This window comes from Streptomyces sp. NPDC048643, assembly GCF_040650615.1.
Lineage (GTDB): Bacteria > Actinomycetota > Actinomycetes > Streptomycetales > Streptomycetaceae > Streptomyces.
The window spans coordinates 38068-58621 of sequence record NZ_JBEZHO010000026.1 but is presented as its reverse complement, the minus strand read 5'-3'; the positions used below and the strand labels follow the sequence as shown (position 1 = coordinate 58621).

Here is a 20554-nt window from a genome sequence, read left to right as displayed (position 1 = left end):
GGTTCGCGTGATGCCTGGCCGAAGCCCCGTCCCCACACCTCTCCCCGGATCCCTCCCCGTATCCGTCCCCGCACCTCTCCCCGGACCGTTTCCCGGACACCTGGACCCTCGTCTGCTGCGCGCCTTCGTCGCCGTGGCCGAGGAACTGCACTTCACCCGGGCCGCCGCCCGTATGTACGTCGCCCAGCAGGCGCTGAGCCGGGACATCCGCCGGCTGGAGCGGGAGTTGGGGACCGAGCTGTTCGTCCGCACGACCCGGCAGGTGACGCCGACGGCCGACGCCGAGCGGCTGCTGCCGTACGCGCGCCGCGTCCTCGACGCGCACGACGCTCTGCTCGCCGCCTTCCCGCGGCCCGGCGACGCCGGGCGCCCGCTCCTCGTCGACGTCAACACCCCCGGCCTGGTCACCGGCCGCATCCTCGAACGAGCCCGCGAACTCGCCCCCGGCAGCGAACTGATGGCCCGCTACGAGAGCGGGCTGACCGGCGCGGCGACGGAACTGCTCGCCGGCCGCCTGGACGCGTCGTTCGGCCGGTTCGCCGGACTCGACCACGCCCTGCGGACCCGGCTGGAGCAGCACTTCGTACGGTACGAGCCCATGGCCGTCGTCCTGCCGGAGGACCATCGGCTCGCGGAACTGGACGAGGTGCCGCTGGCCGCGCTGGCCGGCGAGACCGTGTACGCGGGGGCGGGCAATCCCCGGACGCTGGAGTGGACCGAGCTGGCCCGTCACCTGTTCGAGGGACGGGGGATCGACCTCGCGCCACCCGCGCCGGTGGCCATCGGGCCCGAGGAGTTCCAGCGGGTGATGGCGAAGACACGTACCCCGGTCCTCGCGGTGGTGGACTTCCCCTCCCTGGCCGGAACGGTGCTCAGGCCGCTGGTCGACCCCGTCCCCCTGTCACCCGTGTCCCTGGTGTGGCGCAAGGGACTCGCCCACCCCGGGATCGACGCTCTCAGGCGTGCTGCCACCGAACTTGCGGGCGAGGAAGGATGGCTTATGAGTCACCTGGAAGGGTGGGTTCCCACCGGGGAATCACTCATCCTGATGACCCATGCATGAGACGTAACCCCACGAGTCCCTCACGGCGCTACATTTTTCCTCCGGGCGCAGTGTGATATTTGGGGGCGCTTTGACCGGGTGGGGGCCCGGTCCGGACGACGAAGTGATGTAGGCCCGGAGTCGTCGCGCACCCCGTGAACAGTCCCGTGGGGGGAAGCACGTGCGCGTGGAGAACTGGCGAAAAGACGCTCAACCGAATCGACGATCCGTCGATCAGCGGGACGGGCGGACAGCCGAACCGTCCCCCGGCCCAGGAGCCGCGGATCCGGTCGTCTGGCCGGAGGCCGGCGGCAGAACGGCATCGTGGCCGAGCAGGGGAGTTGGCATCAGTCCTGAGCGTGGGGAACGCGCCGACAGCGCCGTCGGCGGCTTCGGCGGACGTTCCGAACGAACCCCGGAGCCGGACGCGGCGCTGCTCCTTGGCCGCGCGTCCGACGGCGGCCTTCTCTCCGGTGCCACGGCGGACACCGGTCTCCTGTCCGGCCGTTCGCCCGACGGCGAACCGCTGTCCGGAGGTGCCGACACCGAGGTGAGACCACCGGCCGGGCGTTCCCGGACGGGGCGATCGGGCCGGTCGGGCCGGTCGCGCTTCGGCTTCGGCGGTTCGGGGGAGGGCGGGGCGTCGTCCCGCGGCCGGCGGGCCAAGGGCCGGCCCTTCTCCGCCGATCCGCCGACCGCCGACGCAGCCGGATCGGAGCCGCCGACCGAGGTGCTCACCGGATCCGTCGTGACACCCGGGGCGGACCCGGAATACGTGCCGCCGGGCTCGCGTCCGGTGCCGCCGTCCTGGGAGCAGCCCGACGTCCCCGGACACAACCACGACCCGCACGAGGTCACCGTCCAACTCGACGGCACCGGGCGCCGACTGGACGATCGGCTGCTCAAGCAGACCGAGGGCGGCGCCGCGGGCCAGGAGTCGGACGGCCCGGTCTTCGTCGACGAGTCCGGCCGCCGCAGCCGCCGCTACCGCCGACTCGGCATCTTCGTCGCCGCGGCCTGCGCGGTCTACGCCGTCGTCATCGTCGCCACCCTCCTGTCCGGGAACTCGAACGCGCCCTGGCTGCCGGTGCCGGGCCAGAAGAAGGACCAGCCCGCGGGCAAGGTCGACACCTCTCCGCTGCCGTCCAAGGCGGTGGACGCGCCCGCCCCGGGGGAGGCCGCCGCGCCCGGCACGGTCGCGACGGCGGAGGACGGCACGACGCCCGAGCCGGGGAAGTCCCCGAAGGCCAAGGCGTCCGGCAAGTCCAAGGCTCCCAAGGCGTCGGGCGAGCCGAAGCCGAGCGCGTCGACGACGAAGAAGCCGAAGCCCGGCGTCACCTCGAAGGGCCCGGACCCCAAGCCGTCGAACCCGGTCGTCGACCCGCCCACGTCTCCGACCCCGACGACCACCCCGCCCACGACACCCCCGCCCTCTGAGCCGCCGGCCACCGGCGGTGGGGACGCGGGCGGCGGGACCGGCGCCCAGCCGGCGGGCTTCACCCCCTCCGCACCCGCCCCGAGCGACACGAGCTCGTCGGCGTCCGCCGCGCCGAGCGGCGTGTAGTCACCCGGGACCCGCCGTGCCGTTCCGCGGACGTTCCCACCGGCACCCGCCGTGCGGGACGGCTCACGGGTCAGGCGCCGTCGGCCGCGCCGACGGCACGGGGGCGATCGGCGCTCACCGTGCCGGGCGGCCGCGGTTCGCGGGCCTTCGACCGCCGGGTCGTACGCGGGCGACCGGTACGCGACGTACGCGACGGGCTGCGGTCCACCGGCGGTCATCACAGGGCCGCAGGCGGTTCGCCGGCTCCGCCCGTCCGCCGAAGCCCGGGCGGTTCGCCGGTACTCGTCCGCCCGCCGAACCCCGGGTCGGTTCGCCGGTACTCCTCCGTCGGGCCGCACGTGGTCGTCCCTCGGCACCCGCCGTACCGGGTCGCACGCGGTCGCCCCTCGACCGGCACGGCTGCGGTTCCGGCTGCCGGCCGGGCCGTGGACGTCCCCGTCGATGTCGCGCCGAGCCGCACGCGGTCCCGCGGAGCGGTCACCGCGTCGGGCCGCGTCCGGTCCCTCGGAGCGGTCGGCGCGTCGGGCCGCGTCCGGTCCCGGCGGTCGAGCGTCCCGAGTTCCCCGTCCACCTCACTCGTCACTCGTTCCCGGAGAACCCTCTCTGATGGCTTCCCGTACCAGCCGTCACGGTCCGGCGCCCAAGGCGCCGGGTCATGGCTCACGCACCACCCCGAAACGTCACCGTGACGCCCGGCGCCGGCGACTGCCGATGCGCTTCCTGCTGCCGATGTTCATCCTGCTCGCGATGATGGCGATGCTGATGCTGCGCGGCTACGTGCACAGCGAGATCCTCGCCGACCACCGCATCCAGCCCGAGGCCGCCACCGACAAGGTGCCGGAGAAGATCCTCGACGGCGGCCCCGTCATCGACACCCGCGGCGGCCGCACGACCAGCCTCGGCATCCCCGACCACCGTCTCGTCCTCACCTTCGACGACGGCCCCGACCCGACCTGGACGCCCAAGGTCCTCGACGTCCTCAAGGCGCACCACGCCCACGCGGTCTTCTTCGTCACCGGCACCATGGCGTCGCGCTACCCGGACCTGGTCGAGCGCATGGTGAGGGAGGGCCACGAGGTCGGCCTGCACACCTTCAACCACCCCGACCTGTCGTACCAGACGAAGAGCCGCATCGACTGGGAGCTGTCGCAGAGCCAGCTCGCCCTGGAGGGTGCCGCCGGCATCCGCACCTCCCTCTTCCGGCCGCCGTACTCCTCCTTCGCCGACGCCATGGACAACCGGTCCTGGCCCGTGACGAAGTACATCGGCACCCGCGGCTACATCACCGTCGTCAACAACACCGACAGTGAGGACTGGCAGAAGCCCGGCGTCGCCGAGATCGTCCGCCGGGCCACGCCCAAGGGCGGCAAGGGCGCCATCGTCCTCATGCACGACTCCGGCGGCGACCGCCACCAGACCGTGCAGGCCCTGGACAGCTTCATCCCCGAACTCCAGCAGCGCGGCTACGACTTCGAGAACCTCACCGAGGCACTCGACGCGCCGAGCGCGCACACCCCGGTCACCGGCCTCGACCTGTGGAAGGGCCGGGCCTGGATCTTCCTCGTCCAGGCCTCGGAGAAGACCGCCGACGTCCTGGTCGTCGGCATCGCCGTCATCGGCGTGCTCGTGTTCACCCGGTTCGGCCTGATGCTGCTGCTCTCCGCCACCCACGCGCGCAAGGTCCGCCGGGCGGGCTTCCGCTGGGGACGGACCCCGATCACCGAACCGGTGTCGGTGCTGGTGCCCGCGTACAACGAGGCCAAGTGCATCGAGAACACCGTCCACTCCCTGATGGCGAGCGAACACCCCATCGAGATCCTCGTCGTCGACGACGGATCGAGCGACGGCACCGCCCGCATCGTCGAGGACCTGGACCTGCCGAACGTACGCGTCGTGCGCCAGCTCAACGCCGGCAAGCCCGCCGCCCTCAACAGGGGCCTGGCGAACGCCCGTCACGACATCATCGTGATGATGGACGGCGACACCGTCTTCGAACCGGCGACCGTCCGCGAACTCGTCCAGCCGTTCGCCGACCCGCGCGTCGGCGCGGTCGCCGGCAACGCCAAGGTCGGCAACCGCGACTCCCTCATCGGCGCCTGGCAGCACATCGAGTACGTGATGGGCTTCAACCTCGACCGCCGCATGTACGACCTGCTGCGCTGCATGCCGACCATCCCCGGCGCCGTAGGAGCCTTCCGCCGTACGGCACTTGAGCGCGTCGGCGGCATGAGCGACGACACGCTCGCCGAGGACACCGACATCACCATGGCCCTGCACCGCGACGGCTGGCGAGTCGTCTACGCGGAGAACGCGCGCGCCTGGACCGAGGCACCTGAGTCCGTCCAGCAACTGTGGTCCCAGCGCTACCGCTGGTGCTACGGCACCATGCAGGCCATCTGGAAGCACCGCCGCGCCCTCATCGAACGGGGCCCCTCGGGCCGCTTCGGCCGCGTCGGCCTGCCCCTGGTGTCCCTCTTCATGGTGCTGGCCCCGCTGCTGGCACCCTTGATCGACATCTTCCTGCTGTACGGCGTCGTCTTCGGCCCGACACAGAAGACGGTCGTCGCCTGGCTCGGAGTCCTCACCATCCAGGCGGTGTGCGCGGCCTACGCCTTCCGCCTGGACAAGGAACGCATGACCCACCTGATCTCGCTCCCTCTCCAGCAGGTCCTGTACCGGCAGTTGATGTACGTCGTCCTGCTCCAGTCCTGGATCACCGCCCTCACCGGCGGCCGGCTGCGCTGGCAGAAGCTGCGCCGCACGGGCGTGGTGGGGACACCGGGATCGGCCCCGCGCCAGCGGGAGCCGCAGGACGGGAACGAACGGAGGCCGGTCGGATGACCACGCACGAGTACCCGGTGGGGTCCACGCCGCCGCTGGGATCGCCGAGGGTGGGGGTCCCGCGGCAGCCGGAGGGGGCGGGAGTGCACCCCGGGCCGGGAACGGGGTCACCTCCTGATCCGGGGACCGGGCCCCACGGGGGAGGGGCGCCGGAACCCGGCCGCGCTGCGGCGCACCGGCGTACGGGACGACCGTCCGCCGATCGACCGTCCGCGGATCAGGCGGCCACGGAACAGCCCCAGGCCGCCCCTCGCCGCCCGGGCCGCGACCGCTACCTGGACCTGCTGCGCTCCGTCGCCCTGGTCCGCGTGGTCGTCTACCACCTCTTCGGATGGGCGTGGCTGTCGGTCCTCTTCCCCTCCATGGGCGTGATGTTCGCGCTGGCGGGCTCGCTGATGGCGCGCTCGCTGAGCCGGCCGGCGTGGAGCGTGATCCGGGGGCGCGTCCGGCGGCTGCTGCCCCCGCTGTGGGCCTTCAGCGCGGTGGCGCTGGCGTTGATGTTCGCCGGCGGCTGGAACCCCGCGCACGACCCGGACACCGGCGGCGGCGCGTGGGGCGTCATCGACGTGCTCAACTACATCGTCCCGGTGGGGGCTCCCCCGTACCCCGCGCACATCGGCTCCGAGTCGGGTCTGCTGGAGGCCACTTGGGCGGAACAGGGCGCGGGCCCGCTGTGGTACCTGCGGGCGTACCTGTGGTTCGTCGTGGCGTCACCGGTCCTGCTGTGGGCGTTCCGCCGCGTTCCGTGGGCGACGCTGCTGGCCCCGCTCGCGCTGACGGCGGTCGTCGGTACGGGCCTGGTCACCATCCCCGGTGAGACGGGCAACGCCGTCACCGACTTCGCCGTCTACGGCGGCTGCTGGGTCCTCGGCTTCGCCCACCACGAGGGCAAGCTGGCCGAGGTTCCGCGCTACGTCGCGATCTCCTGCTCGGCCCTGGTGATGGGCTTCGCCCTGTGGTGGGCGTCGGGCCATCTGGGCCCCGAGGGCTGGGACATGAACGACATCCCGCTGGCCGACGCGCTGTGGTCCTTCGGGTTCGTGGTGATCCTGCTCCAGTACAGCCCGTCCTGGAAGGAACTCCCAGGCCGCCTGGCCAAGTGGGACAAGCTGGTGACGCTGTCCAACAACCGCGCGGTCACGATCTACCTCTGGCACAACATGCTCATCATGGCGACGGTCCCGATCCTCGACCAGATGTACGCCCTCCCCTTCATGGAAAGCGACCGCGCCTCCACCGCCCTCGACGAGACGTACTCACTCTGGATGTTCGTCCTGGTCTGGCCCCTGATCGGCCTGGCCATCATCGCCTTCGGCTGGATCGAGGACATCGCCGCGAAGCGGGCACCGCGGGTGTGGCCGAACGGGGCGGGGCGGAAGAGGGAGGGGCGCCGGGGGAGGGAGTGAGGGGGCGGTCACCCGACCATCCCTGACTCTCCTTGCCCCTCGCTGAGTTGGCCACCGCAGGATCTTTGCGGTGGCCAACTTCGTGACCGATCCCACGCCGCCCCGTCACTCAATCGAAGGTTCCGTGGGGCTGGTTGATCACTCTTTGATGGCCTTTGCCCACCTGCTGTTGCGTGCTTGATACCGTTCGCTCTGGTGTCGTCCCGCCGGCCCCCGATAGCGTGTTGCTGCCCTTCCGCACCCCACGCCGCACAGGAGCCCGCCGTGAACCGCCGCCCCCGCCTGCTTGCAACAGCCGCCGTCGGCGCCACAGCCGCACTGCTCCTGACCGCGTGCGGCGGCGGTGACGACGAGTCGAAGGGCAACGACAAGATCGCGGGGGCGGACACAGGGGAGAAGACGTCGGCTTCGCCTAGCGCGAGCGCGGCGGATTCGGCGGGGCGGCCGAAGATCGAGTTGCCGTCGGACCTGACGTACACCTTCGAGTGGCCCAAGACGGGTGACAAGCAGAAGGATGCGGTTCTCGCGGACGGTGAGCAGTCGATCAAAGCCGTGGCCCTGGCGATCGCCAATCAGAACGCTCTCGATAAGGGCTACCTCTTCTACTACGAGGGTGAGGCGGCTGCGGCGACCCAGAAGTTCATTGAGGCCTACGTCAAAGCCAAGGCCCGCACGACCGGCACCTATCGCTACTACGACGCTGCGGTGAAGGTGAGCGGGTCCGACAGTGCCTCGCTCGTGTATTGCGAGGACCAGGGCAAGGCGTACGACATGTATCTGAAGCCCAAGAAAATTGACAAGACGGCTGTCACGAAGAACAGCTACGTGCTTTACAACACCCAGCTCCGCAAGAACGACAAGGGAGTCTGGGTCATCGAGAAGCTTCTTTCCCAGAGGGGGAGTACCAAGTGCCAGCCCTGAGTGCCGGGTCGCGCGTCCTGATCTCCTCCGCGTTGATCGGCTCGATCTGCTTGTGCGCCGCGCCTGCTATGGCCGACAACAAGATCGGTGGTGGCACTCGGACGCCTCCTCCGAATGGCCAGGCTCACGGTGATACGGATGGAAACGGCAACCTTTCCGCGACTGCCGGAGTTGTCGTCTTCGACCGTTCGAACAACGGATCTGGCGATTCGACCGGCGCGGTCACTTCTGCCTCCAGCAACTGGACGCCTCCAGCCTGTTACTACGCCCCGAAGTACACGCCGGATCAGCTGCAGAAATACCTGGAGCCCATCTGGAACGCCGAGTCGACCGGTCCTCAGTGGGATGCTGAGCAGCGGGACAAGTACGTCAACGGTGGCGAGGCCAAGGACTTCAACAAGGCCAAGACCGGTAAGGGCTATTGGTGGGACTCGTACGTCACTAAGGGGCGTGAGGGTGACCCGGGTGCGCTGAAATGCAGCAAGGGCATTTTCTGGGTGGACACGGGGACACCCCCGCCGGCGGATGTCCCGGAGGCGATCACCCCGGAGATCCTGGCCCAGCTCGCGTATGCGGAGATACGGGTCCCGTCGACCAAGGTCGATCTGGCTCCCGCGGGGACGACGAAGGTGAATCTGCCGACGTGGGCGTGGCTGGACACGGCGAAGTTCAAGCCGGTGTCGGTGACGGCTTCGGTACCCCTGCTGAATGTCTCGGCGACGACGACTGCCGAGCCGGTCTCGGTGAAGATCGAGGCAGGGACGGCGGACGCGACGACGTATCCGGCGTCGGGGGTCTGCGAGATAGCCGGCGACCACATCGGTGAGGCCTACGCCAAGGGCAAGGCGAAGCAGACGCCACCCTGTGGGGTGAAGTACCTGCGGTCTTCGGGGGACGGTTCGTTCAAGTTGCGGGCGACCATCACGTGGAAGATCCACTGGACGGGCACGGGCGTCGCTGCCGCGCAGGATCTGCCCGATGGCACATTCGGCGCCGAACAAGATGTGGTCGTGCAGGAGATTCAATCCGTTAATCGCTGAGTCCGGCCCTCCGGACTCGCTGAGAGATCCGGAAGAGGCACAGGGCGTGGCGGAGCGATTAGCCGTTGACGGCGATGAGCTGTCGCACTTCATGAAAATGCTCAGGAAGTCGACCGACTCGCTGAAGGGCCTGCGCAGGGCGCTGGAGGACGCCACGGTCACCGGCCTGGGCACGGACGACCTCGACCGAGCCTGCGAGGAGTTCCAGGACAACTGGAAGTTCGGAGCGGACCAGATCGGTGAGCAGACCCAGGATCTGGCGAAGATCGTCGGGAAGAGCAGGGACAGCTACCGCGAGGTGGACAAGGCCCTGGAACAGGCCTTGGCACACAGCAGGAACCGCGGCCCGGGCGGTGGTACGCGGTGACGTACCCGCCCGGGGAGACGGGAGCGGCGCTCGATCCGCGATCCCGCGCCGACCGCTCATTGCCACAGGGTCTCAAGTCGGCGCCCCCTATTCCGAACCCTGACTTCCCCCACCTCGGCTTCAACCCGGTGCCGGGCAGCACGGACACCGTGAGGGGGCTGTGCAAGAAGCTCACAGGGTGCGCGAAGGTCCTCGAAGAGACACACGACCTTGTCACCAGGCTGATGGACGGCAGCTATTGGGAGGGCGACGCTGCGGTCGCCTTCCGGGAGCAGCTGGACGGCGGCCCGCTGCCCTTGAACCTGAAGAACGCCGCGCACTCCATCCGCAAGGCAGCCAGGCAACTCGACCGCTGGGAGGGCGAACTCGACGCCTTCCAACGCCGGGCCAAGAGGCTGGAGGGGGACGCGAAGGACGCACAGGCCGCGGTTGACCGGGCGAAGGGGCATGCTGCGCACGCGGGCGACAACCCCGACCTGGACAAGAAGAACTCCGGCCATGCCGACGCTCGGAAAGCCCTGACCAAGGCGAATCGGGCTGTGGACGACGCCGAAGACGCCTTGGAAAAGATCCGCACCAAGGCCCGCGAACTCGCCTCCGAACATGAGGACCAGGCCCAACGCCGGGCCGCCAAGATCCGCGACGCAACGAAGAAGCTGGCTCCACACGAACCGGGCTGGTTCGACTCGGCACTCGACTGGCTGGTGGAGAACCTGCCGGACATCTTGAGCACGGTGGGGGCGGTCATTGGGCTGGTGGCGTTGTTCGTCGTCTCGGGTGGCACTCTGGCAGCCGTCTTGCTGCTTGCTGCGTCAGCTCTGAGCGCCGCGTCCTTGACGACTCGTATCTCCGAGCACCCTGAGGTATGGGCCTCGCTGCGGGATGGATTTGGCAAAGGTGAAATCGATGCAGACTTCTGGAGCAATCTCGTGACGGTGGGGGGCGACGCTCTGGGGATGATTCCCGGAATCAGCGCGGTGGGCAAGGGCGCGTCTGTTGGCCTTAGGGCCACGGGTGAGGCGGGGGAGGTGCTTTCCGTGGGCCAACGACTTGTTCGTACCGGAAGTAGCACCATGGAGCACGCAAAAGCTATTTCCAACTTGGACAATGCGCTGCTTGGATGCACGATTCGCGGCGCCCGGGCGGCGCAGATCACCAAAACGGTCGAGGTGACATCGGCTTCGATCGGTGTGGGTACCGCGGTCTTCGGCCTGGCCGCGACGGCTGTGGATACGGACGACGACGGGATCAAGGACGGGTCCGTGGCGAGTATCGATGGAGCGAGGTTAGGCCTTGACATCGGAGGGCTCGGGGATGTTGCCCGCCATGTTTTCTGAGACCGAACAGAGGGAGCCGCTGTATGCAGCCGACTGACTACCTCACGGCGTGGGACCACCCTCCGACCAGGCGGTCATGGACACAGCACATGGTTCTAATCGCGCTTAGGCTAATCGGCTGGATCAGCATGTGGATTGTCTCCCTGGGCGTACTGGTGGTGTTCCTGTCTCCGGGGTTCACCCCACTCTTCGTTCCTCTGCTCGGCTACGCGACCTTCCGAGCCGTCCTCCAGCTCGCCTACATCCGCCCCTCGCTCTACATCCGACGTGTCCTCCAGCAGTACCCCTGGCAGCTGCTGACCGGAGTTCCCCGTGGTCGCAACAGGCATCCCCAGGTCGAAGAGGACGAGATGTGGTTGGAGTTGCCCAATCCGGAGAGGCCGGCGGAGCAGATCCCTCTGCTCTTCCTCTCCGGCATGCGCACCTTCTGGTGGATGCGACGCTTCGGTACCGCCCGCACGAAACCCGAGCTGAAGGCGCAGATCGAGCCGCTCTGGTTCGCCGGTGACCCTCGCTTCGTCGCAGTGATCGCAGCCACCGGCCGCAGCGGCAAAGCGCCCAGAAGGCTGCACCTCCTGTACCAGCTCACGGCCACAGGCCGCCGGGGCATCGAGCCGATCGACTGGGATGCGAGCCCTGCCGCGCTGGAGCGTGCCCGTCGCTCAGGAGCGCACGTCCCCCAGGCCGTGAGCCCCCACCCCCACGCCCACCCGCACTGACTGGCACCCGGCAGGCACTGATGACCACAGCCCCCACCTTCACTGTCGCGGACTCGGCCGAAGACCCCGACGCGGAGATCTGGTTCGCGGAGCCGGCGGGCTTCACCGCCGTCCCACTCGCCGCGTTGCTCCCGTCACCGGACTCCGCGTCGGCCGAAGAGCTGCGCTCGACCCTTGCGCCCCTTCTCCGGGCGGCGCCCGACGAGATGGCCCGGCAGCAGTTCATCGCCCAGCTCGCCCAGGGCCAGCAACTACTCAAGGGGTTGAGCGAAGCAGGCATCGCCCACTGCTCGATCGGTCTGCATCGCGATGATGTCGACGAGACGGGTCCCGGTGAGGGCAGGCCGCTGCTGTCATTCCTCACGGTTTCCTGGATGCCGACGGCAGTGTCACCACGTGCCGTGATGGCAGCTCGCGCGGTGAGCGGCCCCAACGGACGAACAGGCATCGAGTACGCCGAACTCGAATGCGGCCCGGCAACGTTCAGCGAGACGCTTCGCACGCCAAGGGCCGGCTGCGGTCTGCCACGGGTGCCTCTGATCCAGTTCCACGCCCACCTGCCACACCCGGACTGCAAGCGACTCGCAGTCTGCACCTTGAGCACCACGGCTGTCGCACGTCACGAGCAGTACCGTGCGATCCTCCGCCAGGTAGCGGCCACGGTCTGTTTCGAGAGCCCGCTGGAGCAGCGGTCGGCTGAGTAGGCCCTAGGACCGGTCAAGCCCGAGTAAACCGCCCCCACCACCGTTCTACGCACCCCCACCCCCATGAAAAGCTGACCCCGTTGCTGTTGTGAACGCGGTCGAAGTGTGGGGAGTTGGGGGCGGCATGGGTAAGCGGCAGGTTCGGCAGATGTTCCGGTTGATGGCCTCGGGGGAGGCCGTGCAGCTCACCAGTCCGATGGCCTCCGTGAAGAAGCTTGCCCGACTCGCCTACCTGGCACAGCAGTTCGGGTACGAGTACGCGGACGTGCGGCGGGGCAGCGGCCGGAACAACGCGCTCACCATGCTCATCGTCCCCGACCCCGCCCCGCAGGCCCAGGCGCGCGCCGCGCAGAACTGGGCCCAGTATCCGAAGGCCGGCGACGGCGTCTCCCTCCCGCCCGTCGTCCCCGATGCCCTCGAACTCCTCAAGGCCCGGATCAACTTCGACCTCACCGGCAAGAACGCCGAGAAGCGGATGCGTTACGGGTTCGTCGGTCTCACCGTCGCCTGCGTCGTCCTCGGCGTACGGACCGGCGGTGACTCCGTCGCCTGGACCGTCGCCGGAGTCCTGTGGGCCGTCCTCATGGTCGTCCTCGGTATCGGGATCGTCGTCACACGCAAGCGCAACGCCACGTTCGCGGCCCGGCTGCAAGCGGCCGGATTCGCTCCCGTGACGGAAGAGGGCGGGCGCGTGCGGTACCTGCCTCCGACGGCCGGGTACGGCGGATACGCCGGTTACGGGGGCCACGGCGGGCCCGGTGCCGGATACGGAGGGCAGGCCCCCGGCCCGTACGGGCCGTACGGCCCGCAGCGCGCCCACTCCCCGCAGACCCCGCAGACCCCGCAGGCCCTGCAGACCCCGCACGGCCCCCTCACCCCGCGGGCCCAGGCCCCGCAGGGTCCCTACGGCCAGTCGGCCCCGCCGGCCCCGCAGGGTCCCTACGGCCAGTCGGCCCCGCCGGCCCCGCAGGGTCCCTACGGCCAGTCGGCCCCGCCGGCCCCCTACTCCCAGCCGACTGCCCAGCCGACCCCCGCCCCGCAGGGCCCCTACGCCCAACCCGGTCCGTACGCACCCCAGCCCGCCGCCCCCGGCCCCTACAGCCCGTCCGGCGCCGTACCCGCCCCGCACCCCAGTCCCAACCCGTACACCGGCAACGCTCAGCCCCAGCCCCAGCCCCAGCCCCCGGTCCAGCCCTAGGCATGGCCTTGGGATCACGCGGCTGGGTGTGGGACAGGGCACCGCACGTCGGCGCCACCTGATCCGAACCGCCGGCCCCTGGCTGCTGCCGCCCCCGCCGCCCGTCGGCCTCTCCTCCTACCGCCGCCGTACGAGCCGTATACCTTTCCCCCGCCTCACCTCTCGCCACCGCTCGTCCTCCCCGTCATCCCGCACCCCTTCCGTCCCACCCCGATGGCCCCCGTAACAGCCTCGACATCGCAGGGAACCCTGGCTGTCATGGGGCGTTGACAGGCTCCCGGTCATTCGCGGACGTATGAGAACCCCCCACCCGGTGGCTGACGCACTCGGCCCCGGACCACGATTCGACGAGTGCGAGGCGAGAGCCGGTCTATGTACGACGAACAGCAGGGGTCGGATCGAGGGGCGGGGGGTGTGCCCGGGCCTCTTTCCGGGTTCACCGTGGGGGTGACCGCCGCGCGGCGGGCCGAGGAGCTCGGGACGTTGCTGCGCAGGCGCGGGGCAGCCGTCGTGCACGGGCCCGCCCTGCGCATCGTGCCGCTCGGCGACGACGGTGAACTGCGGACGGTGACGCGAGAGTTGGTCGAGCGGGGGCCCGATCTCGTCGTGGCCAGTACCGCCGTCGGGTTTCGGGGGTGGGTCGAGGCCGCCCACGGGTGGGGGCTCGGTGCGGAGTTGCTCGCGCGGCTGGGGGAGGCCGAGTTGCTGGCCCGGGGGCCCAAGGTCAAGGGCGCGATCCGGGCCCAGGGGCTGACCGAGGCGTGGTCGCCGGTCTCCGAGTCGATGTCCGAGGTGCTGGGACGGCTGCTCGACCAGGGAGTCGAGGGACGCCGTGTCGCCGTACTGCTGCACGGTGAACCGCTGCCCGGGTTCGTCGAGTCGTTGCGCGCGGCAGGCGCCGAGGTCGTGCCCGTGCCGGTGTACCGGTGGATGCCGCCGCAGGACATCGGGCCGGTCGACCGGCTGCTCGACGCCGTCCTGACCCGCGGCCTGGACGCGCTCACCTTCACCAGCGCGCCCGCCGCCGCTTCCCTGCTCTCCCGCGCCGAGGACCGTGGGCTGCGCGCGGATCTCGTCGCCGCCCTGCGCCACGACGTACTGCCCGTCTGCGTCGGCCCGGTCACCGCGCTGTCGTTGCAGGCCGAGGGCGTGGAGACCGTACAGCCCGAGCGGTTCCGGCTCGCGCCGCTCGTGCAGGTTCTCTGTCAGGAACTGCCGGGAAGGGCGAGGGCGTTGCCCGTCGCCGGGCACCGGATGGAGATTCGCGGGCACGCGGTGCTCGTGGACGGCGCGCTGCGGCCGGTACCGCCCGCCGGGATGTCGCTGCTGCGGTCCCTCGCGCGCCGGCCCGGCTGGGTGGTGGCGCGGGCCGAACTGCTGCGCGCGCTGCCCGGTGCCGGACGGGACGAGCACGCCGTGGAGACCGCGATGGCCCGGCTGCGGACGGCACTTGGGGCTCCCCGGCTGATCCAGACCGTGGTCAAGCGCGGCTACCGGCTCGCGCTCGACCCGGTCGCGGACTCCAAGTACGCCGACGTCTGAGGGCGCCGGAACAGGTACAGCGCGCGGGCGAGACAGGCCAGTGCGACGGTCGAGAGCACGGCTCGTACGACATTCCAGGCCACCCAGGTGTTCTCGAAGTGGTCGCGTACGGCGGCGGGTTCGGCGATCCGGGCCGGGGCGCCGGCGGCCGCCAGGTCGTCGTTGAGCGGGATGTTCACGGCCACGGTGAAGAGGAGGGCGAGCGCGTAGGCGGCGAGGGCGGCGAACACCCACCACCGGTTCGGGGCGCCGCGCGACTGCCAGGCGGCGACCGCCGTCAGGGCGAGTGCGCCCAGGAAGCTGAGGAAGAACACCGGGTTCTGGATGGCGTCGTTGATGTTCTGCATGACCTCGATGAAGACGCGGTCGTCGCTGCGGGCCAGGGCGGGCATGATCGCGCAGGCGAAGATGTAGAAGACGCCGGCGATCAGGCCCGTCACGACGGTCGCCGCCCCCAGGACACCCGCCGCGGTGCCGCGCCGCCGCACGGTGCCGGTGTTCGCGGGGTGTGCGGTGTTCGTGGTGTGCGCGTTGGTCGTCATGTCCGTCAGTCAAGCGGTCCGGTCCGGTGGGTGACATGGTCGAGGAGCGCGGCCGCATACGCGGGCGTCCACCCTTTCGCCGACGCGGAGCCGGCCTGCGGAACGGCCTGCCGATCGGCCTGCGGCACGGCGGGTGCGCGGGTGTCGTGAACGTGTCCGGTACGGGGCGGTACGGAGTCTTCCGGCACGGCGTGCGGGCATGCACTGTAGGAGGGACCACGGCGGGTGACCCCAAGGCGGTGACAGGCGCATGGCAGCGGGCACGGCCACAGTCTCGTACGACCTGCGGTTCGACTCCGGGCGGATCTGCCTGGACCTGACGGCCACCACCCATCCCGACGAACGGCTCGACTCCGCGGGCCGGTTGCGCGCCTGGATCGCCGCGTCGGGGCTGGTGCCCGCGGGCACCCCGCTGACCTCGGTGGACGCCCTGTGGCTGCTCGGTTTCCGGGAACTGCGCGGCCACGTATTCCAGTTGGTGCGCGGCGAACTGGACGGCCGGCCCGCCGACAACGCGCTCGCCCGGGTCAACGCCGCGGCCCTGGCCGCGACTCCCGCTCCCTGGGCCGTCCGCGCCGACGACGGCTCGCTGCGCCGTCGGCTGCACACCGAGCCCGGCTGCGCCGAACTGCTCGCCGTGGTGGCCCGGGACGCCCTCGATCTGCTCACCGACCCTGCGGCGCGGGCGAGTCTGCGACAGTGCGAGGGTGACAACTGCCCGATCGTCTATCTGGACACCTCACGTGGCCGGCGGCGACGATGGTGTTCGAGCGAGGTGTGCGGCAATCGGGAGCGGGTGGCCCGGCATCGCCGCCGGGCGGCTCTGGCCCGGGCCTGATCACACCCGTCCGTGATCCTCCTGTGACCGGAGGTGATCGATACGCTTCCTTTTCGCTGTCTTCACAACTCAAACAGAAAAAACCCTGTGCACTTTGAACACCCGCGTACCAGCACACGTACCCGGTGATGAGCGACCGACTGGGGGAACCCCCGGACACCGGAGGTAGGCGTGCGCAAGGATTCCGCCGTGGCTGATGAACGCAGGCCAAGGGCCCGACATCGCATGTCTCAGCAGTCCTCGTCGACCGAACCCGACGAGGAGCTGATGCGTGCGCTGTACCGGGAACACGCGGGGCCCTTGCTGGCCTACGTGCTGCGGCTGGTCGCAGGCGACCGGCAGCGCGCCGAGGACGTCGTGCAGGAAACACTCATCCGTGCCTGGAAGAACGCCGGCCAGCTCAATCGAGCGACCGGTTCGGTACGCCCCTGGCTGGTGACGGTCGCCCGACGCATCGTCATCGACGGCCACCGCAGTCGGCAGGCTCGGCCGCAGGAGGTCGACCCGTCGCCGCTGGAGGTCATCCCCGCGGAGGACGAGATCGACAAGGCGTTGTGGCTGATGACACTGTCGGACGCGCTGGACGACCTGACCCCTGCTCACAGGGAGGTACTGGTCGAAACATACTTCAAAGGGCGTACGGTCAATGAGGCGGCCGAGACCCTCGGCATCCCCAGCGGCACCGTGCGCTCCCGGGTGTTCTACGCCCTGCGGTCGATGAAGCTGGCTCTGGAGGAGCGGGGGGTGACGGCATGAACACGTACGGGGGTTACGGAACAGGTGGTCCGGGAGCCATGCAGGGTCCGCGGGGACAGCAAGGCCCCGGAGACATCCACGAGACCGTCGGCGCCTACGCGCTGGGCATTCTCGACGACGCCGAGGCAAGCGCTTTCGAGGAGCATCTGGCGACCTGCGAGTGGTGCGCCCAGCAGCTCGACGAGCTGGCCGGCATGGAGCCGATGCTCGCCGCGCTCGCGGATCTGCCCGCCTCGCAGGGCAGCCCGGCCATCGCGGAGTCCCTCTCGGCCCGCCCGAGCCCACGGCTCGCGGAGCGGCTGGTCGACGAGGTCGCGGCGCGCCGCGCCCACAAGCGCAGGCGTGGAATGTACCTGGTGGCGGCCGCGGCCGCACTGATCGTCGGCGGTCCGCTGACCGTCATGGCCGTCAACGGCGGCAGCGACAGCGGTACGACCATGCCGCAGGCGCACGCGACCAGCCCCGCCAAGGCCGCCTTCGAGGTGATGACGGACAAGACGCAGGCCACGGACCCGACCACCAAGGTCAACGCCGTCGTCGCCGTCGAGCCGAAGGACTGGGGCACCCACGCGGTCCTCCAGCTCAAGAACGTCAAGGGCCCGCTCAAGTGCTCCCTGATCGCCGTCGGCAAGAACGGCGAGCGCGAGACGGTCACCACCTGGGCGGTCCCGAAGTGGGGCTACGGCATCCCCAACGCCAAGTCCGAGGAGGCGAAGCAGCCGCTCTACGTGCACGGAGGAGCTGCCTTCACGCCGAACCAGATCGACCACTTCGAGGTCATGACCTTCGACGGGAAGCGGCTCGTCGAGGTGGACGCGTGAGCGATCCCCGGGCGCGCACGTAGCCCGGCGGGCCCCCCTTCGCGTACGGTTGACGGCTGCCCAGCACGTCAGAAGGGGGCCCGGTGGCCGCTCAGGCTCAGCAGGAATCCGCGGTCGGTTCGGTCCGTCCGTCCGCAGCGGAGAAGTCCGCCCAGGACGACTCCGTACGGGACCGGGAGATCGGCGTCGAACAGCAACATCTGGACCGGGTCTACCGGCGCCTCGAGGAGAAGATCCACGAGGCCGAGTTCCTGATGAACGACGCCGCCCAGCGCGGTCAGGTCGGCACGCCCGGGGCGCTCGCGGAGCGCGACGCCCAGGTGTTCCGTGCCGGAATCCATCTCAACCGTCTCAACAACGAGTTCGAGGACTTCCTCTTCGGCCGGATCGACCTGCTCCTCGGGAAGGACGGCAAGAAGGGCCCCGACGGCGCGTACACGGCCGTCGAGCCCGCCGAGGGCGCGGTCCGCGAGGACAACACGGCCGACATCGCCGAGACGCTCCACATCGGCCGTATCGGCGTCCTGGACGCCGACTACTCGCCGCTGGTCATCGACTGGCGGGCGCCCGCGGCGGCCCCGTTCTACCGCTCCACCCCGGTCGACCCGGGCCGAGTGGTGCGGCGCCGCGTCATCCGCTCCAAGGGCCGCAAGGTCCTCGGCGTCGAGGACGACCTGATGCGCCCCGAGCTGACGGCCACGCTCGACGGCCGCCGGCTCTCCGTCATCGGGGACGGCGCGCTCATGGCCGCCCTCGGCCAGGCCCGCAGCCACTCCATGCGCGACATCGTGGCGTCCATCCAGGCCGAACAGGACCTGGTGATCCGCGCCCCCGCCGCCTCCGTGACCTACGTCGAGGGCGGCCCCGGCACCGGAAAGACCGCGGTCGCCCTGCACCGGGCCGCCTACCTCCTCTACCAGGACCGCCGCCGGTACGCGGGCGGCATCCTGATCGTCTCCCCGACCCCGCTGCTCGTCGCCTACACCGAGGGCGTGCTGCCCTCGCTCGGCGAGGAGGGCCAGGTCGCCATCCGCGCGATCGGCTCACTCGTCGACGGCGTGAGCGCCACGCTGTACGACTCTCCGGCGGTCGCCCGCGCCAAGGGCTCGTACCGGATGCTGAAGGTGCTGCGGAAGGCGGCCCGCGGGGCGCTGGAGACTCCGGGTGGAGCAAACGGACCGAGCGGACCGAACGGGTCGCGCGGCTCCCGTGGTGCGGCCTCAGGGCAGCTCGCCTTCGGTGAGCCCGACACCACCCCCGCCGGACCTCCCACCCGTCTGCGGGTCGTGGCCTTCGGGCGCCGGATCGAGCTGGAGTCCGCCGAACTCGACCGCATCAAGCAGAACGCGCTCAGCGGGACCGCCCCGGTCAACCTGCTGCGCCCGCGCGCCCGCAAGCTGCTGCTCGACGCGCTGTGGGCGCGGTCGGGCGCCGGGACCCGGCACTCCGACCCGGAACTGGCGGCCGAGCTGCGCTCCTCGTTCGACGAGGACGTCACCTCCGAGGACAGCTTCCTGACGTTCCTGGACGCCTGGTGGCCCGAGCTGACCCCGCGCGGCGTGCTGACCGCGATGGCCGACGAGCGCCGGCTCGGACGATGGGCGCGGCGGATCCTCAACCCGGGCGAGGTGCGCCGGGTGGCGCGCTCGCTCAAGCGGGACGGGCTGTCCGTGCACGACGTGGCGATGCTCGACGAGCTCCAGGCGATCGTCGGGACGCCCGCGCGGCCCAGGAAGCGCCGCGACCTGGACCCGCTGGACCAGCTCACCGGCCTGGAGGAGCTGATGCCGGTGCGCGAGGAGTCGCAGCGCGAGCGCGCCGAGCGGCTCGCCCAGGAGCGCACCGAGTACGCGCACGTCATCGTGGACGAGGCGCAGGACCTCACGCCCATGCAGTGGCGGATGGTCGGCCGTCGCGGCCGGCACGCCACCTGGACGGTCGTCGGCGACCCGGCCCAGTCGTCCTGGTCCGACCCGGACGAGGCCGCCGAGGCGCGCGACGAGGCCCTCGGCACCCGCCCCCGGCGCCGGTTCACGCTCACCGTGAACTACCGCAACCCGGCCGAGATCGCCGAGCTGGCCGCCAAGGTCCTCGCGCTCGCGATGCCGGGCTCGGACTCGCCCTCCGCCGTCCGGTCGACGGGCGTCGAGCCGCGCTTCGCCGTCGTCCGGGAGTCCCTCGCCCAGACCGTGCGCGCCGAGGCCGCCCGGCTGCTCGACCGGGTCGACGGCACGGTGGGTGTCGTCGTCGCCATGAACCGGCGTGAGGAGGCCGCCCGCTGGCTCGCCGGGCTCGGGGACCGCGTGGTGGCCCTCGGCAGCCTGGAGGCCAAGGGACTGGAGTACGACGCGAACGTGGTCGTGTCGCCCGCGGAGATCGCGGACGAGTCGCCCGCCGGGCTGCGGGTCCTGTACGTGGCCCTGACGCGCGCCACCCAGCAGCTGACGGTCGTCTCCAGCGACCGTGACGATCCCGACGCGTCCGGCGTCCCCGACCTGCTCAGGGACTGACCCCGTCCGCTCCGGCCGTTCCCGTCCGCCCCCACCCGCACGCCCCGCCGAAAAAGAACTCCCGGGACGGGAATTGCCTTACGGGGATCCTTTGTTACCTTTGACGTGACACCGGCCCGATCCAAGCCCCCGGGCCCAACCTTCGTCGCTACGAGCGACCACTTGCCGCGAGGCGAGCATGGCGGGTCGGTGTCATTGAACGTCGTCCTCCCCGGAGGACCTGAAGAGGCCCACGTCACCCCGTGACGTGGGCCTCTTTCGTTGCCCGGCCGATTCTCGTATGGTGGAATCCGTTTTCCGAAACCGCGAGCCTCTGGCGAACAAAACGTTCGCAATCCGGGGCGACTACCACGTACTCAGGGGTAGGTGCGACGATCGGACGGCACAAACGCAGTGACACGGTGAA

The 20554-nt window shown here is 70.4% G+C and carries 17 protein-coding genes; 16 read left to right on the top strand and 1 reads right to left on the bottom strand.

Annotated elements, in window-relative coordinates; all coding sequences use genetic code 11:
* The first annotated feature begins 10 nt into the window (after positions 1–10).
* The 12 genes from AB0C62_RS24555 to AB0C62_RS24500 all read left to right on the top strand — a co-directional run bounded on the left by AB0C62_RS24555 (position 11) and on the right by AB0C62_RS24500 (position 14681).
* Positions 11–1063, top strand: a complete 1053-nt coding sequence (locus AB0C62_RS24555) for a LysR family transcriptional regulator (protein WP_362976457.1) — start codon at positions 11–13, stop codon at positions 1061–1063.
* A 529-nt stretch (positions 1064–1592) separates the two neighbouring features.
* On the top strand, positions 1593–2606 hold the full coding sequence (locus tag AB0C62_RS24550) for a hypothetical protein (protein ID WP_362976455.1): 1014 nt from the start codon (positions 1593–1595) through the stop codon (positions 2604–2606).
* Positions 2607–3212: 606 nt separating this feature from the next.
* The gene (locus AB0C62_RS24545) at positions 3213–5447 is read left to right on the top strand and encodes a glycosyltransferase (protein WP_362976453.1); all 2235 of its coding nucleotides are present in this window, start codon (positions 3213–3215) and stop codon (positions 5445–5447) included.
* Positions 5444–6853: an acyltransferase family protein gene (locus AB0C62_RS24540; protein ID WP_362976451.1), complete on the top strand. Its 1410-nt coding sequence runs from the start codon at positions 5444–5446 to the stop codon at positions 6851–6853. Before AB0C62_RS24545 ends, AB0C62_RS24540 begins: the two co-directional genes overlap by 4 nt.
* 264 nt (positions 6854–7117) lie before the next feature.
* Entirely contained in the window at positions 7118–7774 is a 657-nt protein-coding gene (locus AB0C62_RS24535) for a hypothetical protein (RefSeq protein WP_362976449.1), read from the top strand.
* Positions 7762–8814 carry a hypothetical protein gene (locus AB0C62_RS24530; protein WP_362976447.1) on the top strand — a complete coding sequence of 351 codons (1053 nt, stop codon included), beginning with the start codon at positions 7762–7764 and terminating at the stop codon, positions 8812–8814. The genes AB0C62_RS24535 and AB0C62_RS24530 overlap by 13 nt, the downstream gene beginning before the upstream one ends.
* 91 nt (positions 8815–8905) lie before the next feature.
* Complete coding sequence (locus AB0C62_RS24525; protein ID WP_362976445.1) at positions 8906–9181, top strand: hypothetical protein; 276 nt, start codon at positions 8906–8908, stop codon at positions 9179–9181.
* Positions 9178–10518 carry a hypothetical protein gene (locus tag AB0C62_RS24520; protein WP_362976443.1) on the top strand — a complete coding sequence of 447 codons (1341 nt, stop codon included), beginning with the start codon at positions 9178–9180 and terminating at the stop codon, positions 10516–10518. The genes AB0C62_RS24525 and AB0C62_RS24520 overlap by 4 nt, the downstream gene beginning before the upstream one ends.
* 128 nt (positions 10519–10646) lie before the next feature.
* On the top strand, positions 10647–11237 hold the full coding sequence (locus AB0C62_RS24515; RefSeq protein WP_362976441.1) for a hypothetical protein: 591 nt from the start codon (positions 10647–10649) through the stop codon (positions 11235–11237).
* A gap of 20 nt (positions 11238–11257) precedes the next feature.
* Positions 11258–11941, top strand: a complete 684-nt coding sequence (locus AB0C62_RS24510; protein WP_362976439.1) for a hypothetical protein — start codon at positions 11258–11260, stop codon at positions 11939–11941.
* A gap of 124 nt (positions 11942–12065) precedes the next feature.
* The gene (locus AB0C62_RS24505) at positions 12066–13139 is read left to right on the top strand and encodes a hypothetical protein (protein ID WP_362976437.1); all 1074 of its coding nucleotides are present in this window, start codon (positions 12066–12068) and stop codon (positions 13137–13139) included.
* Positions 13140–13511: 372 nt separating this feature from the next.
* On the top strand, positions 13512–14681 hold the full coding sequence (locus AB0C62_RS24500) for a uroporphyrinogen-III synthase (RefSeq protein ID WP_362976435.1): 1170 nt from the start codon (positions 13512–13514) through the stop codon (positions 14679–14681).
* Here AB0C62_RS24500 and AB0C62_RS24495 read toward each other — a convergent pair.
* Positions 14630–15223, bottom strand: coding sequence for an anthrone oxygenase family protein (locus AB0C62_RS24495; protein ID WP_362976433.1), 594 nt, complete (start codon positions 15221–15223; stop codon positions 14630–14632). The two genes, AB0C62_RS24500 and AB0C62_RS24495, sit on opposite strands and share 52 nt — an antisense overlap.
* Positions 15224–15473: 250 nt before the next feature.
* On the opposite strand from AB0C62_RS24495, the gene AB0C62_RS24490 reads away from it, so the two are divergent.
* From AB0C62_RS24490 to AB0C62_RS24475, 4 genes are all read left to right on the top strand, one after another.
* Positions 15474–16061, top strand: coding sequence for an ABATE domain-containing protein (locus AB0C62_RS24490; RefSeq protein ID WP_362976431.1), 588 nt, complete (start codon positions 15474–15476; stop codon positions 16059–16061).
* A gap of 225 nt (positions 16062–16286) precedes the next feature.
* Positions 16287–16817: a sigma-70 family RNA polymerase sigma factor gene (locus AB0C62_RS24485; protein ID WP_037619265.1), complete on the top strand. Its 531-nt coding sequence runs from the start codon at positions 16287–16289 to the stop codon at positions 16815–16817.
* Positions 16818–16855: 38 nt separating this feature from the next.
* Complete coding sequence (locus tag AB0C62_RS24480) at positions 16856–17638, top strand: zf-HC2 domain-containing protein (RefSeq protein WP_362976429.1); 783 nt, start codon at positions 16856–16858, stop codon at positions 17636–17638.
* An 83-nt stretch (positions 17639–17721) separates the two neighbouring features.
* Entirely contained in the window at positions 17722–20148 is a 2427-nt protein-coding gene (locus AB0C62_RS24475; protein ID WP_362976427.1) for a UvrD-helicase domain-containing protein, read from the top strand.
* The last annotated feature ends 406 nt before the right edge of the window (positions 20149–20554 follow it).